The organism is Novosphingobium sp. KCTC 2891 (assembly GCF_025938155.1).
In the GTDB taxonomy this organism is placed as follows: domain Bacteria; phylum Pseudomonadota; class Alphaproteobacteria; order Sphingomonadales; family Sphingomonadaceae; genus Novosphingobium.
Genome location: NZ_JAPCZG010000003.1, coordinates 299,606 through 314,253, shown reverse-complemented (window position 1 = coordinate 314,253; position 14,648 = coordinate 299,606). Strand labels below are relative to the sequence as shown.

Below are 14,648 nucleotides of genomic sequence, written 5' to 3'. Positions count from 1 at the left end.
CCGGCCGGTCAGGCCGGAATCTGGTTGAACGGAACGCCCTTGTCCGGACGGTGATCCTGCGGCAGCCCGAGGATCTTTTCCGCGATGGTATTGAGCAGCATTTCATCCGCCCCGCCAGCGATGCGGCCGGTGGGTGCGTTGATCCAGCTGGCCGACCAGTCCTCACGCGCGGAGACGTGTTCGCTGTAGGGGAAGCCGGAGTTGCCCTTCAGGTCCATCGCCAGTTCGGACAGCTTCTGGCGGCTGCGCACCGCCACCAGCTTGTTCAGCGACCCTTCCGGCCCGGCTTCCATGCCCGCCTGCATCTTCAGCATGGCGCGCGCGGTGATCGAATCCAGCCCGGCGCGCATCGCATGGTTGCGCGCGATGGCCGAACGGATGCGGCCATCCTCGATCGCGGGGCGACCGGCGTAGTCCGTGTCCTTGGCCAGCTCGACGAACAGGTCGAGCGGCGGGCCGAAGCCTGCGCTGTCGGTCGCGATGTAGCGCTCGATCATCAACGTGTGCATGGCGACCGCGAAGCCGCCGCCCACCGGGCTCATCCGCTGGCTGTCTTCCAGCCGCACGTCGTCGAAGAACACTTCGTTGACGTGGCTGTCACCGCCCGCGAGCTTGATCGGACGCACGTCGACGCCCGGCGCCTTCATGTCCACCCAATAGTAGGTCAGGCCCTTGTGCTTCTGCGCGGCCGGATCGGTGCGCGCCACGATCACGCCATAGTCGCAATACTGCGCCCAACTGGTCCACAGCTTCTGCCCGTTGAGCTTCCAGCCATTGCCGTCCACTTCGGCGCGGGTGCGCAGACCGGCAAGGTCGGAGCCGCCCGAGGGTTCGGAGAACAGCTGGCACCAGATCTCCTCGCCGCGCAGCGCCTTGGTCACGCGCTCCTTGACGAATTCCTTGTCCTGGCCGTGGTGCATCAGGATCGGCACCGGCATACCCAGCGAAATGCCGAAATAGACCACCGGCATCGCGAACTGGGCTTCTTCGGTATCGAAGATCAGCTTGTGCGTATGGGTCAGGCCCTGGCCGCCATATTCCTTGGGCCAGTTGATGCCGCCGAAACCGGCGTCATACTTGCGGGCCATGTAGCGGCGGCCATAGGCGAGGTCTTCTTCCACCGAGAGGCCGCGGCGAGCCTCCTTGCCGAATTCGCCAACCACGGATTCAAGGAAAGCGCGCGCGCTGGCGCGGTAGGCTTCGAAATCGGTCATGCCGGTTCTCCGACGAGTTGATCGACCAGCAGGTCTTCCCAGAACATCAGGTTGCCCTGCTCGACCGCAAGGCTGCGCGCGCGGCGCATGTGGAGGTGAAGCCCCCCTTCCCACGTGGCGCCGATGCCGCCGTGGACCTGAACGGTATCGCGCGCCGCGGTGTCATAGGCGTCGGTGGCCGCAATCCGCGCATCGGCGGCGGCAAGGACGAAGTTGTCCTTCCCCTCGCTGGCGACCGCATGGATGCAGTTGGCGCGCGCGATCTCGACGAAGCCGTAAAGCTCGGCGATGCGGTGCTTGACCGACTGGAACGCGCCGATCGGCTGGCCGAATGCCTTGCGGGTCAGCGCATAGTCGCGCGCGGTGAACAGCAGCGCCTCGGCACCGCCGGTCTGCTCGTGCGCGGTGACGACCGCCATGCGCGCCAGCAGGTCGAGTGCGAGAGTGGATGCGGCCTCGCCCTCGATCAGCAGAACGCCCGGGGTGCCGGAGAAAGTGAGATCGGCATAGAGCCGGGTGTTGTCATAGCTGTCGATCGGAGCGCGGTTCGCGTCCGAAAGCTCGGCCAGCACCAGCGCGGGCTTGCCGCCGTGGCTGGCGAGAACGATGGCCACGTCCGCCGCGATGCCGGCGGTGACGCCGTGCTTCGTGCCGGTCAGCTTGCCGTCCGCGAACGTGACGGCAGGAGCGGCCGGAAGCGGCGTCGTGCCTTCGGCAAAGGCCACCGTGGCCAGCACTTCACCGCTGGCGAGCTTGGGCAACCACTGCGCCTGAAGCTCGGCAACGCCCGCCGCGACGAGCGCCTGCGCCGCGCCATAGCCCACCGTCAGGAACGGCGCGCCGGCGGTGGCGGCACCGGTCGCCTGGGCGACAAGGCCGAGTTCCGCGAGGCCAAGGCCAAGCCCGCCATGCTCTTCGGGAATGGCGAGCGCGGTCCAGCCCTGCTCCACCGCGGTATCCCAGAACGGCTTGTCGAACTGACCCACCTCGGTCAGCAGCTTGAGCAAACGGTCCTTGCTCGTTCGGGCATCGAGCACGCGGCGCGATTCGGTCGCGATCGCTTCCTGCCCTTCATCGTAAAGGATCGACATCCCTGCGTTTTCCTGTCCCAGTGCCTTGCCTTACGCCTGCCTTGCCGGCGGCGCCGTCGATTATTTAATCGCCCCATTAAACTGGACCGGATGGAGGCCCAAGGCAAGCCGGGAAATGAAGGTGCACAAGCGGGTTGCCAGCACCGGCCAGTGCGTTAATTCTCCAGTTAAACAACGAATGAGAGGATTGCCTGTGGCCAAGACTGTGCGGATCGGCGGCGCCTGCGCCTTTTACGGGGATTCGAGCGTCGCGCCGACGCAGCTGATCAACGCCGGCGTGGACTACCTGATTCTCGATTACCTGGCCGAAGCGACGATGTCGGCGCTGGGCAGCATGAAGCGCCACCGCGCCGACCTCGGCTATGCGGCCGACTTCACCGAATGGGTGTGGAAGGACAATCTCGCTGCGCTCAAGGCTACGGGCACGAAGATCGTCACCAACGCGGGCGGCGTGAACCCCAAGGCCTGCGTTGAACGGATGCAGGCGATCGCTGCGGAAGCCGGCTACGATTTCAGGATCGCCTATGTCGAAGGCGATGACCTCCTTGGCCGACTGGACGAAATCGCGGACCAGACCGAGATGTTCACCCACGCCCCCTTCCCCCCACGTGACAAGATCGTCACCGCCAATGCCTACCTCGGCGGCGGCCCGATCGCGCATGCGCTGGCGATGGGCGCGGACATGGTCATCACCGGCCGCTGCGTCGATTCGGCGCTCACGCTGGGCATCTGCATCCACGAATTCGGCTGGAAGGCCGAGGATTACGACAAGCTCAGCCAAGCCTCGCTCGCGGGCCATGTGATCGAATGCGGCGCGCAAGGATCGGGCGGGCTGTTCACCGACTGGGAAGCGGTGCCGGACTGGGAAAACATCGGCTATCCGATCGTCGAGTGCCAGGCCGACGGCAGCTTCGTGGTCACCAAGCCCGAAGGCAGCGGCGGCCTCGTCAACAAGGCTGTGGTGGCCGAGCAGATCCTCTACGAAGTGGGCGACCCGCAGGCCTACCTGCTGCCCGACGTGGCCTGCGATTTCACGGAGGTCCAGCTGGAGCAGGTCGGCGAAAACCGCGTGCGCGTGACCGGATCGATCGGCCGCGCGCCCACCGGCAAGTACAAGGTCTGCGTCACGTGGGAGGACGGCTTCCGCTGCATGGGCTTCATGACCATCGTGGGGCGCGACGCCGCAAAGAAGGCGCAGCGCCAGGCCGAGGCCGTGCTGGCGCGCTGCAACCGGATGCTGCGCGACCGCAACATGGGGCCCTATCGCACTTCGCGCATCGAACTGATCGGCGCGGAATCGAGCTACGGCGCGCACGCCCGCGGCATGGACACGCGCGAAGTGGTCTACAAGCTGGCAGCCGAGCACGACGATGCCGATGCGTTCAAGCCGTTCCTGCGCGAGTTCGACAGCCCGACCACCTCGATGTCGGTTGGCACCGCAGGCTGGTTCGGCGCGCGGGCGCAGGTCACTTCGGTCAGCCGCGTGTTCTCGGTCGCCATTCCGCGCGATCAGGTGCCGGCCACGATCACGCTGGGCAGCAAGGTGGAAACCATCACCGAGCCGGTCCCGGCCAAGGTGTTCGATCCCGCCGCAATCGTGCGCCCCGCCGCGCCTGCAGAGCCGGTCGCGGACGGCGAACTGGTCGAAGTGCCGCTGGTTTCGGTGGCGTGGGGCCGAAGCGGCGACAAGGGCGATGCCTTCAACATCGGCGTGATCGCGCGCAAGCCGGAGGCGCTGCCGTGGATCCGCGCGGCGCTTTCGCCCGAGGCGATGCTGAGCTGGTTCGCGCACGAGTTCGAGGGCGGCGCGCACCCGGCGGTGCTGCGCTATGACCTGCCGGGGCTGAACGCGGTCAACCTGCACTTCCTTGATGCGCTGGGCGGCGGGCAATTCGCGTCGCTGCGGCTCGATCCGCTCGCCAAGGGCAAGGCACAGCAATTGCTCGACATGCCGGTGAAGGTGCCGGCGCACATGGTGGCCTGAGAAAAAAGGGGCGGCCCGTGCGGCCGCCCCCCTCACTTACTTCGGCGGCATCCGGATCGCGCCGTCGAGGCGCAGGTTCTGGCCATTGAAATAGCCGTTGCGCACCAGTTCCAGCACGAGGCTGCCGAACTCTGCGGGCTTGCCGAGGCGCTTCGGGAACGGCACCGAGCGTTCCAGCCCTTCGAAGATCGCCGGCGCGCGGTCCTTCACCGCCAGCATCGGCGGAGTGGCGAAGATGCCCGGCATGATCGAATTGACGCGGATGCCCAGGTCCATCAGGTCGCGCGCCATCGGCAAGACCAGCCCGTTCACGCCCGCCTTCAGCGAACCATAGGCGATCTGGCCGATCTGCGCGTCCTGCGCGGCGACCGAAGCGGTCAGCGTGATGACGCCGCGTTCGCCGTCCTCCAGCGGCTCAAGGCCGGCCATGCCCAGCGCCGACAGCGAGGCGAGGCGATAGCTGGCGATCAGCACGCCATGCGCGGAATAGGTGTAATCGTCGGTCGAGAAGCGCTTGTAGGCTCCCTTCTCGCGATCCCACGCCAGCGTCTTGCCGCCCTTCATCGTCGCCGCGCAATGCACCAGCACGCGTTCCTGGCCATGCGCCGCGCGCGCCGCCTCGAACCCGGCGATCACCGATTCCTCGCTGGTGATGTCGACCTTCACGAACAGCGCGCCGATCTCGGCGGCGACCTTCTGGCCCCATTCCTCGTTGATGTCGAAAATGGTCACTTTCGCGCCGGCTGCGGCGAGTGCCTCGGCGCTGGCGCGCCCCAACCCCGAAGAACCGCCGGTGACCACCGCGGCAATGGTATTGTCGATCTTCATGCTCTTTTCCTCTCCTGTGATTGATCCTGCGGAATTGCGGCAAGCCATCGTTGGGGATGGTCAAAACCGAAATGCGTTATAAGTTTGACAGACAAGCGGCGCGCCGATGCAGCGCGTCCTTCGGGAGAAAGACGATGCCGACTGCTGCCTGGGGTGCGACCGCGCCGGATTCGGGGATCGCCCCGCTGACCATCGAACGCCGTGCGCTGCGCGACGAGGACGTCGCCATCGCGATCACGCATTGCGGGGTGTGCCATTCGGACCTGCACACCGCACGCAACGACTGGGGCCGCACGAACTACCCCGTGGTGCCTGGGCACGAGATCACCGGCGTCGTGCAGGCGGTGGGCGCTGGCGTGACCAAATTCGCGCCGGGCGACCGCGTGGCAGTGGGCACCGTGATCGATTCGTGCCGCCACTGCGATGCCTGCACGCACGGCGACGAGCAGTATTGCAGTGTCGGCAACACCGGCACCTACAACGGCAAGGACCGGATCGACGGCAGCCCGACCCAGGGCGGCTATTCGGCAGCGATCGTCGTCGCGGAACCCTATGTCCTGCGCGTCCCGGACGGGCTGGACATGGCCGCCGCCGCACCGCTGCTCTGCGCCGGTGCCACGACGTGGTCGCCGCTGCGCCACTTCAAGGTCGGCCCCGGCACGCGCGTCGCGGTGATCGGGCTGGGCGGGCTGGGCCATCTCGGCGTCAAGTTCGCCAAGGCGCTGGGCGCGCACGTGACCATGATCACCGGATCGCCCGGCAAGGTAGCCGATGCGCAGAAGCTGGGTGCCGACGCGGTGCTGCTGTCGAGCGACAAGGCCGCGATGCGCGCCGCCAGCCGCAGCTTCGACTTCGTGCTCGACACCGTGCCCGTGCGGCATGACGTCGCCCCCTACCTGTACCTGCTGGACCGCAACGGCACGCTGTGCATCGTCGGCATGATCGACATGATGCCCGAGTTGCATACCGGCCTGCTGCTGGGCGGCCGGCGCGCAGTGACCGGATCGGGCGTCGCCGGCATCCCGGAAACGCAGGAAATGCTCGATTTCTGCGCGGCCCACGATGTTCTGCCCGAAATCGAAGTGATCCGCATGGACGAGATCAATCATGCGTTCGAGCGAATGGAGCGCGCAGACGTGAAGTACCGCTTCGTCATCGACATGGCGACGCTGCCCCCGGCCTGACGCCACCTCAGGCGGTCCAGCCCTGCTCGATCGCCGCCAGCCGGGCGCGCCAGCGCGCGTCCGGCACATGCGCGGCGAACTCCGCAGTGAAACGCGCGACCAGGTCGGCCACAGGCTCGGTCCGGTCGATCAGGCCCACGCTCTGGCCCGCACTGAAGGTGTCGCGCCAGCCGACGACGCCTTCCGGCAGGCTGGCCTTGCCCCCGGCGATGGCGAGTTCGTCCAGCCCCGCCTCGGCCAGCGAATCCCTGATCCAGTTGGCGGGAACGCCGTTGATCGCGGCCGACACCACGATGCGGTCGATACCCGCCCGTGCGATATGGCCCCGGTGCCCTTCGACCACGCCGCTTTCCGGCGTGGCGATGAAGCGCGTGCCCATGCAGGCGATATCCCCGCCCAGCGCCAGCGCGCCGGCCATGCCCGCAGCCTCGGCGATGCCGCCCGCCACCACCAGCAGCCCGTCCCAGATCCGGCGCACGGCAGGCACGAAAGCCAGCGGGGTGAGAAATCCGGTATGCCCGCCCGCCCCGGCGCAGGTCACCATCAGCCCGTCGACGCCTGCGGCAATGGCCTTTTCCGCGTGGCGCATGGTCGTCACGTCCTGAATCACGCGCCCGCCCCAGCCATGGACCCGCTCCACCAGCAGCGAGGGATCGCCAAGGCTCGACAGCACCAGTGGCACGCGGTGCTTTTCGAGCAGGGCCAGCTTGGCCGGGCCGGTCGGCTCCGTGGCGATCCTCGCCGGCAGGTTGACGATGGGCGGCCCCCTGCCCGCTTCGGTGGACAGGGCTTCGAGATAGCGCTCGAACTCCTCCATCTGGGTGTAGGTGCCGCCCTGCCAGCCGGCGACGATGCCGGCGCGGCTGCAGGCGGTGGCGAGATCGACCGAGGAGGCAATGCTCATCGGCGCGCACATGAGGGGGATCGTGAGAGTCTCGAACATGAGGACTTGATGGACTTAATCAATCGACTAATCAATTCCCTCGCAACACGTCGCTGGGAGGAATGCACGATGGGCGCAGGACAGGACGGGCACCGCTTTCCGCCGTGCTACTATATCGAGGACAACGGGGTCTATCTGCCCACAGGACTGGCGCGCAGCCCCTGGGACAGGGCAGCCATCGCGGGGGGACCGGTCAGTGCCCTGCTGGCGACCGGTGCGGAAGATCCCGCGCTAGATGCTGATTTCGAGATCGCGCGCTTCTCGGTCGATATCTTCGGCAAAGTACCGCACGCCCCGCTGACCTTGCGCAGCGACTGCCTGCGCGACGGGCGGCAGACCAAGCTGCACCGGATAACCATGCTGGCCGGCGACCGGCCCGCTGCGCAGGCCCATGTGCTGCGCGTGCGGCGCACCGAAACGCCGGTGATCCCCGTACCGCACGACTACCCGATGCCCGATACCATCGTCGAGAACGACGACACGCCGCCCAGCGCGGCTATGGCGGGCGCGATCCGCACCCGGCGGGTGCTGGGCGGACCGGGCCGGGTCGGGCGCGGCGTGTGCTGGCTGCGCATGGACGGAGAGATCGTGGCGGGCCGCGCGCCGTCGAACTTCACCAAGGCCGCGATCTTCGCCGATTTCGGCAATGGCTATGGCGCGGCGACCGACGCACGCGAATGGAGTTTCGCCAACCTCGACATCACGGTGCAGTTCCTGCGGATGCCAGTGGGCGACTGGTTCCTGCTTGATGCCGAAACCCACATGGCCGGCAATGGCCACGGCACCGCGCGCAACATCCTGGCGGACGAACTGGGCGTCTTTGCGCGCGGCTTCCAGACGATCTTCGTGGCGCCGGGGCACCTTTCCAAATCGCTGCCCCAGCGCGTGACTGCGGTGGAAGCGGAGGCGGGCTAGAGGTCCTCGATCCGCTCGGGAACAAGGCGTCCGCGCAAGGCGTCGGCAAAGCCGATCCAGTTGCCCTTCACACGCCCCCAGCGATCGACCCAAGGTTCGGGCCGCAAGGTGCGGATGTGGTTGGCGATCACGTTGCGCAGCATGAGCTTGTAGGCAAAGCCCGCGCTCATCGTGCCCTTGCGGTTGAGGTAGATCGGGTTGACAACCTGCGCGAAGCCAAGCCGCACACCTGACGTGCGCGCGCCCTTCACGCCCCGGTGCAGCCCGGCAAAGGCATTGGTGATGACCGTGCGTCCCCGGCGGCTGACCTGCACGGCAAAGTCGATGTCCTCCTGCCAGCCATACAGGCGCAGGCGCTCGTCGAACCACACACCTTCGGTGGCCGCAGTGCGATAGGCCATGTTGCAGCCGTAAAGCCCCTCCAGATCGCGGAGCGGCGCGGGATCGGGCCGCGGTTGGCGGTCGTAGGCATCGAGCATGGCCTCGGCCTCCTCTACCCCGATGCCGGGCGTGTTGATGCCATCGGCGATGAGGAAGCCATTGGCGCCGGCGACATCGGGATGGGCCGCAAAGAACGCCGCGATCCGCTCCACGCAAAAGCGCGAGGGCAGATAATCGTCATCGACGAAGACGACGACATCGCTATTCCCCGCAAGATGAAGCAGTCCGGTGTTGCGCTGGACGGCAGAGCCCTTGGGTCCACTGATGACTTCCACGATCGCGGGCTCGCCAGCAAGCGCTCGCAAGCTGGTGTTGCGCTGGGCAGGCAGTCCCCTGGGCCCGCGAACCACCTCGATCACGGGTGGCAGGCCCGGGGGCACGTCCGTGTCCGCCACGACCGACAGGATGATCCGCGACGGCGGCAGGGTCTGGTCGAGCAGACGGCGCACCGCATGACCAAGGTCGGTGGGCCGACCGATGCTGGCGATCACGACAGCGACACGCAAGGGAGCGGTGGACACGGTCAGGGCTTCCTCATGCAGGGGCCGGGACAGGACAGGTTCGTCCCAGACATGGTTCAGCGCGGGCGCGGAATGCCGGTGGACAGCCACCCGGCGGACCGCCAGGAAACAGGCGCCATAGACGGCCAGCACGAACAGCGCCTGCAGGACGAGCGAAACAAGCCCCGGCGCGCCCGCCGTCAGCCCCAGCGCCCCGAGGCCAGCAAAGGCGCCGACGGCACCGCAAGACGCGGCCAGGGCCGGACAGGCGGCAAGCGCCATCTGCGATAGTGACAAGCCGCCATCGCGCACCAGGAACACGACCACGATCGCGCAGGCCAGCAAACCGGCAACGATGTCCGACATGGCCACCGCAACGATGCCGAACGGCAGCGCCAGAGCGAAGCAGCCCACCCCGCTGATCGTGGTTACGACCGCCAGAGAGCGCGTGATCTGCGGCTTCCCCAGCAAAGGGAACACCGGATCGGAAAGCGTGGATACGAGCCGCGTGACACCCCCGGCGCTGAGCAAGGCCAGGAGCACTGCGGCATCGTTCCACTTGGCGCCAAGCAGGACATGGATCACCGGCTCGGCGAGCAAGGCCATGGGCACGAGCAACGCACAGCCCACCATGATCACGATCTCGAGGAACTGAAGCGACGCTGTCCGGAACGCAGTGCCATCACCCGTGCCTGCATCATCGCGATCCTTGGCCCGGCGCAACCACGACCAGCCGACGAAACGCGCCGGCTCGCGGATGACTTCCTGCGCGGTACCGCTCAGGCGCGTTGCGGCGCGATAGACCCCCACGGTGCTGGCGTTGACAAAGATGCCGATGGCGAGCGTGGTGAAGTTGCCCTGAAGATACCCCAGAAGCCGCGCGGAGAGAATCTCGCGCGAAAACACGACCATTTCACGGATCGCGCGGCGCCCCGGCACACGGAACGACAGGCCGCGATTGCACACGACATATCCGGTCAGTTCAACCGCGAGCAACGCGAGCTTGCCCCAGGCGAGGGCCAGCACGCCCTGCCCGAGGTATAGCGCTGCCGCGCCACCGGCAAAACTGGCGACTTCCGCGGACCATTGCACCGCCGCGACCGAGCCCAGCCTGCCTGCGCGGGTGAGCACCCCCACCTGCACCACGGTCAGCGGGCGCAGCAACACCCAAGCCAACAACATCAGCCCCACCGCCCCGAAGCGCCCCACGGCGGACGTCATCTCCACCACCGCCAGCGCCAACGCTCCGGCCACGACCATCGCCGCGCCGCTGGCCAGCGCCACGGTGTTGGCATTGCGCACCTGATCGGGATCATCGCAGCAGATCACGTATTCACGCCACCCGGCCTCGGCCAGCACGGTCAATCCCAGGATGACGGCGTAAGCCATGCTGAACAGGCCGAAATCCGCGGTCGAAAGCACGCGCGCGGCCATCAGGAACAGCAGGAATTGGAGACCCTGGGAGGTGACCCGCGCCACGGCCAGCCCGGTCGCACCTGCGAACCGGCTCACAACGGAAGGATCAAGAAATTTCAAGTCAAGATCCCGTTGATCGTCACGCCCTGCCGCTATGCCGGATCGCATAGGCAAGGCAATCTAAAAAACCGTCATCCACATGACTTCCCCTGCGCGGCACCTTGTCTCCGGTAAGCAAGCGACAAAGCCGCGACCATGCGTAGTTATACTTACGTAAAGAAACCAAATTTTGATACCAAAGATAGCTGGGTGCTCAGAGCAACTTCCGCGCCATGCGATGCACCGGCCGCTCGAACAGGATATGCATCGCCGCCGCTGCGAGCGCCGCTGCCACGACCATCATCACAAGCGTAAGGATCAGGCCGGGTACGCTCTGGTTGATTCCGGCCAGAAGCGATGCCTTTCCTACCGCCTGAAGCGCAAAGGGATGAATGAGATAGAGCGCGTAGCTGGCATCGCCCTGAAAGATGACCCAGCCGGACCGGAGCGCATGGCCGCTCTTTTCGAGAAACAGCGCACCGGCCACGATCAGGAGGGCGCCAAAAGACACCACCAGTTCGGCATGGGTGGCATCGCGCAGCCAGGTCGCGTCACACACGATCAGCAGGGCGAATCCGGCCGACATGGCAATGGCCGCAACCGCCCGCGAGATGACCAGCCTGTTCGACAAAGGCCACAGCAGGATGCCGAAGGCGAACCCGACAATGATGTCGCGACCGAGATAGTCGGCCAGTGGCGACGTGCTGAAAAACTGTGCCAGCACCGCCAGCGTGATCGCCCCGATCATCGCCGCCATCCGCCAACGCTCGCTCCGGATGAACAGGCAAAGCGCGAACAGCGCGTAGAACATCATCTCGTAGTTGAGCGTCCACCCCGGAAAGACGACCGGCCTTTCCAGTTGGGCGCCATTGAAATAGGGCATGTAGAGCAGCGACGCGAACAACCGGTCGAACGTGGCCTGCTTGTGGCCGAACATGTTCAGGCCCGAATAGATCGCACCAAACGCGGCAATGGTCAGGAGCCAGTAGGGCGGGCTGATCCGGACAAGTCGCTCGACAAAGAACTTGCCCGGCGCCAGCCGGCGCCGCGACGCCGTCAGCATCATCACGTAACCGCTGATGACGAAGAAAATCTCGACCCCGAAGCTGCCGATCGACGGATTGGGCAGACCCCTGTCCTTGGCGATATAGTTGTGGAGGGCATCGACGAGATGGTGGCCGACCACGGCCCATGCTGCGAGTGCACGCAATGCCTGCACATTGTAGAGCTTGCGCCCCGACGCCGGTCGGTCGGCAGAATGGGCTTGCTGCACCGCAGCACGACCCGCCAATTCGGTCGTCGCCGCTACCCCGGCCCCATTCACGTTGCCCACCATCCGTTATGAAATTCGCCAGTGCAGAAGCCCAATTTCGGACCCGCCGCGAACGAGACCCTTGCACTTATTCGCACTTGCGGCAATGAGGTTCCGGGCCGGTTCTTGGGGTTTCGGTCCGCTTCGGAGCGACTACACTTGAGCTTGCCGCGGAAGATCATCATCAACGGCAAGTTCCTGATCGCTGAAGCGACCGGGGTGCATCGCGTTGCCGGTGAATTGATCACGCACGCGCACCGCCTGATCGACGAGCGCGGCGATCTCGCCCGGCAACTTGCGCTGGAACTGTGGGTTCCGGCCGAAGGGGCCGAACGCGCGCGCAGTCTCGGCGTGCCGTTTCGCATCGTCGGCCCGCTTGGCGGGCGGGCGTGGGAACAGATCACGCTGCCGATCAAGGCTGGAAACCGGATCATTCTCAGCTTGTGCAACGTCGGCGTTGTTGCCGCTCACCGGTCGGTGACGATGATCCACGACGCACAGGTCCGCAGCACGCCGCAAAGCTACAGCCTGCCCTTCCGCCTGTGGTATCGCTTCCAGCACGCCATTGCCGGCCGCCGGCACGAACGCATCCTGACGGTGTCTGAGTTTTCACGCGGACAACTCGACCAATACGGCATCGCGCGCGCGGACAAGACCGGGGTCATCCTCAACGGCATCGACCACCTTGGCGCAGCAACGGCCGACAGCGCGATCGTGGCACGGCTCGGCCTGAGGCGCGGTCGCTTCGCGGTGTCGCTGGCGAACACCCAGGCCCACAAGAACATCGCGATGTTGCTGCGCGCCTTCGCTGCACCGGAACTGGCGGATATCCCGCTGGTGCTGTTCGGTTCGGCCAGCGCCGACAGCTTCCGCGCGGCCGGCGTTGCCGTTCCGCCCAACGCGATCTTCGCAGGGCGCGTGTCCGATGCGGAACTGCGCGCGCTTTACGAGGCGGCACTGTGCATTGCGTTTCCTTCCAGCACCGAAGGCTTCGGTCTGCCGCCGCTGGAAGCGATGCTCGCGGGCTGTCCCGCCGTGGTCGCACCGGCTGGCGCCCTGCCCGAAGTGTGCGGGGATGCCGCGCTCTATGCCCACCACACCGATCCCGCGGCATGGACGGACGCGATCGTGCGCCTGGCCGGGGATGCAGACTTGCGTGCCGAACTTATCGCCAAAGGCCGGGACCAGGCCGCGAAGTTCACGTGGCGCAGCGCCGCTACCAGGCTGGTGGACGAACTTTTGGCTCTGGCATAGTTGCCGGGCTTTCCGGTGCCGCCGGAGCCGCCATCGGCGCCACGCCTGCCGCACCGCCCCATTCGCGCCGCGGCCCGCGCACTCGCAGCGGTCGCACCTTGGGCGGACGGCGCAGGCCGAGCGAATACCCCGCGAGCGCCGCAAAAAGCCCGCCCGGATCAGGCGACGCCGACGAGAGCAGCAGCGGGATGAGGGAAGCAAACGCCGCCCACACCATGATCTGGGCAAGCGCCATGCGCGCCGGAAGGCCGGCGATGGCCTTGGCCGGCTTTGTAACATAGAGCTGGATGGCGTAGCCGGCCGTCAGCAGGCATCCCACGATACCGGTGGACCCCAGCAACGCCTGTGCCATCCCCGACGAGCGGAACGATCCCACGCCCACGCCAAGGCCGCGACTGAAAATGAACAGGTCCATGCCCTGCCGCGCCCAGAACGAGCGTTGCGCTCCCGAATCCGACGTTGCTTTCCGGATCGTGTTGCGGTCCAGCACCTCGCCAAGATTGGCGGCAAGCTGGGGATCGGTGATGACCAGCGCGATAAGAGCGGCGATGAAGATCGCAGCGACAACTCCCAGCGTCACCAGCTTCGAGAACCGCAGTGTGCGCATCGTGGGGACGAGGCGCACTGCCATCAAGACGGCGTAGATCGCGAGCGCGCCATATGCGGTGGTCGAAGTGGACATCAGCAGGACGACGAAGGCGGCCAGTGCCGCAGGTCCGGCCATCCGGCTTTCCACATCGCGCAACCAGGCCTCGAAACAGACGACGAACCAGACGAACGTGAACGACGCAAACACCGAGGGCTCCGGCGTAATGCCCGTCATGCGCCGGAATGTCCCGGTGTACTGGTCCAGCTGGGCATAGTTGCCATTGCGCACGAAATCGGCGACCGCGTCCCACGCGGTGCCTTGCAGGGCGACACTGGCAAGGCCCGTCGCCACCTGCACCCAGACGATCCAGGCCGCAATCCGCACTAGCGCCCGCGCATCACCATCCGTGCGGCCTGCGACATAGGCCCCAACCCCGGTCAGCGCCGTTCCCGCGATATAGACCGAGGTCGTGACGTTCTGCGGCGAGAACTGCAGGGGAAAGACGTCGAACATGCTGCGGATGTCCTGTGCGGACATCGGCACGACCATGACTTGCCCGGCAAAGATGTAAGGCAGCGTGAACGCGCCGATCAGCGCCCACAGCGCAAACAGGAGCATCAACGTGTTGTTGCGGATCGCGTCAGCCAGCAGGCCCGTCTGGCGGGCGCTGGCCCGTACGGCGGCGATCAGCAGGAACAGCAGCATGATCCGCGAGGGCGGCACCGATGAACCGCCCAGCGCAGGCAGGAACACCGCCGCCGAAGCATCGAACACACCAGCCGCCAGCGTGCCGAGCAGCACGGGCAGCACACCGCCCCGGCTCAGCAGCCACGCGCCGATCAGGACGGCAATCAGGCCATGGATGGTCGGCAGCACGG

The 14,648-nt window shown here is 66.4% G+C and carries 11 protein-coding genes; 4 read left to right on the top strand and 7 right to left on the bottom strand.

All coding sequences use genetic code 11. From position 1 onward, the window contains the following. Positions 1-8: 8 nt before the first annotated feature. Both OLX02_RS07805 and OLX02_RS07800 read right to left on the bottom strand, forming a co-directional pair. Entirely contained in the window at positions 9-1,214 is a 1,206-nt protein-coding gene (locus OLX02_RS07805; protein WP_264421717.1) for an acyl-CoA dehydrogenase family protein, read from the bottom strand. After that, entirely contained in the window at positions 1,211-2,305 is a 1,095-nt protein-coding gene (locus tag OLX02_RS07800; RefSeq protein WP_264421715.1) for an acyl-CoA dehydrogenase family protein, read from the bottom strand. The genes OLX02_RS07805 and OLX02_RS07800 overlap by 4 nt, the downstream gene beginning before the upstream one ends. Before the next feature lie 193 nt (positions 2,306-2,498). On the opposite strand from OLX02_RS07800, the gene OLX02_RS07795 reads away from it, so the two are divergent. Then, the gene (locus tag OLX02_RS07795; RefSeq protein ID WP_264421714.1) at positions 2,499-4,289 is read left to right on the top strand and encodes an acyclic terpene utilization AtuA family protein; all 1,791 of its coding nucleotides are present in this window, start codon (positions 2,499-2,501) and stop codon (positions 4,287-4,289) included. A gap of 36 nt (positions 4,290-4,325) precedes the next feature. On the opposite strand, the gene OLX02_RS07790 is transcribed toward OLX02_RS07795, so the two are convergent. Beyond that, a complete protein-coding gene (locus OLX02_RS07790; RefSeq protein WP_264421712.1) occupies positions 4,326-5,117 on the bottom strand; it encodes an SDR family oxidoreductase in 792 nt (263 codons plus the stop codon). A gap of 134 nt (positions 5,118-5,251) precedes the next feature. Between OLX02_RS07790 and OLX02_RS07785 the strand changes: the two genes are divergently transcribed. Beyond that, a complete protein-coding gene (locus OLX02_RS07785; protein WP_264421711.1) occupies positions 5,252-6,301 on the top strand; it encodes an NAD(P)-dependent alcohol dehydrogenase in 1,050 nt (349 codons plus the stop codon). A gap of 7 nt (positions 6,302-6,308) precedes the next feature. On the opposite strand, the gene OLX02_RS07780 is transcribed toward OLX02_RS07785, so the two are convergent. Further along, positions 6,309-7,205 carry an NAD(P)H-dependent flavin oxidoreductase gene (locus tag OLX02_RS07780; protein WP_264421710.1) on the bottom strand — a complete coding sequence of 299 codons (897 nt, stop codon included), beginning with the start codon at positions 7,203-7,205 and terminating at the stop codon, positions 6,309-6,311. A gap of 108 nt (positions 7,206-7,313) precedes the next feature. Between OLX02_RS07780 and OLX02_RS07775 the strand changes: the two genes are divergently transcribed. After that, a complete protein-coding gene (locus OLX02_RS07775) occupies positions 7,314-8,159 on the top strand; it encodes a thioesterase family protein (RefSeq protein WP_264421708.1) in 846 nt (281 codons plus the stop codon). Here the strand turns inward: OLX02_RS07775 and OLX02_RS07770 are convergent. Then, positions 8,156-10,612 (bottom strand): oligosaccharide flippase family protein, encoded by a 2,457-nt coding sequence (locus tag OLX02_RS07770; protein ID WP_264421706.1) that lies wholly within the window; start codon positions 10,610-10,612, stop codon positions 8,156-8,158. The genes OLX02_RS07775 and OLX02_RS07770 overlap by 4 nt on opposite strands. Positions 10,613-10,829: 217 nt before the next feature. After that, positions 10,830-11,888, bottom strand: a complete 1,059-nt coding sequence (locus OLX02_RS07765; protein ID WP_264421704.1) for an acyltransferase family protein — start codon at positions 11,886-11,888, stop codon at positions 10,830-10,832. Positions 11,889-12,086: 198 nt separating this feature from the next. Here OLX02_RS07765 and OLX02_RS07760 point away from each other — a divergent pair, with 198 nt between their 5' ends. Next, on the top strand, positions 12,087-13,181 hold the full coding sequence (locus OLX02_RS07760; RefSeq protein WP_264421702.1) for a glycosyltransferase family 4 protein: 1,095 nt from the start codon (positions 12,087-12,089) through the stop codon (positions 13,179-13,181). On the opposite strand, the gene OLX02_RS07755 is transcribed toward OLX02_RS07760, so the two are convergent. Next, positions 13,144-14,646 carry a glycoside hydrolase gene (locus OLX02_RS07755; RefSeq protein WP_264421700.1) on the bottom strand — a complete coding sequence of 501 codons (1,503 nt, stop codon included), beginning with the start codon at positions 14,644-14,646 and terminating at the stop codon, positions 13,144-13,146. The two genes, OLX02_RS07760 and OLX02_RS07755, sit on opposite strands and share 38 nt — an antisense overlap. Positions 14,647-14,648 lie beyond the last annotated feature (2 nt).

Coding starts and splice junctions, on each gene's coding strand:
- OLX02_RS07775 (WP_264421708.1), top strand. CDS start 7,314: ATGGGCGCAGGACAGGACGGGCACCGCTTTCCGCCGTGCTACTATATC.
- OLX02_RS07785 (WP_264421711.1), top strand. CDS start 5,252: ATGCCGACTGCTGCCTGGGGTGCGACCGCGCCGGATTCGGGGATCGCC.
- OLX02_RS07800 (WP_264421715.1), bottom strand. CDS start 2,305: ATGTCGATCCTTTACGATGAAGGGCAGGAAGCGATCGCGACCGAATCG.
- OLX02_RS07780 (WP_264421710.1), bottom strand. CDS start 7,205: ATGAGCATTGCCTCCTCGGTCGATCTCGCCACCGCCTGCAGCCGCGCC.
- OLX02_RS07805 (WP_264421717.1), bottom strand. CDS start 1,214: ATGACCGATTTCGAAGCCTACCGCGCCAGCGCGCGCGCTTTCCTTGAA.
- OLX02_RS07790 (WP_264421712.1), bottom strand. CDS start 5,117: ATGAAGATCGACAATACCATTGCCGCGGTGGTCACCGGCGGTTCTTCG.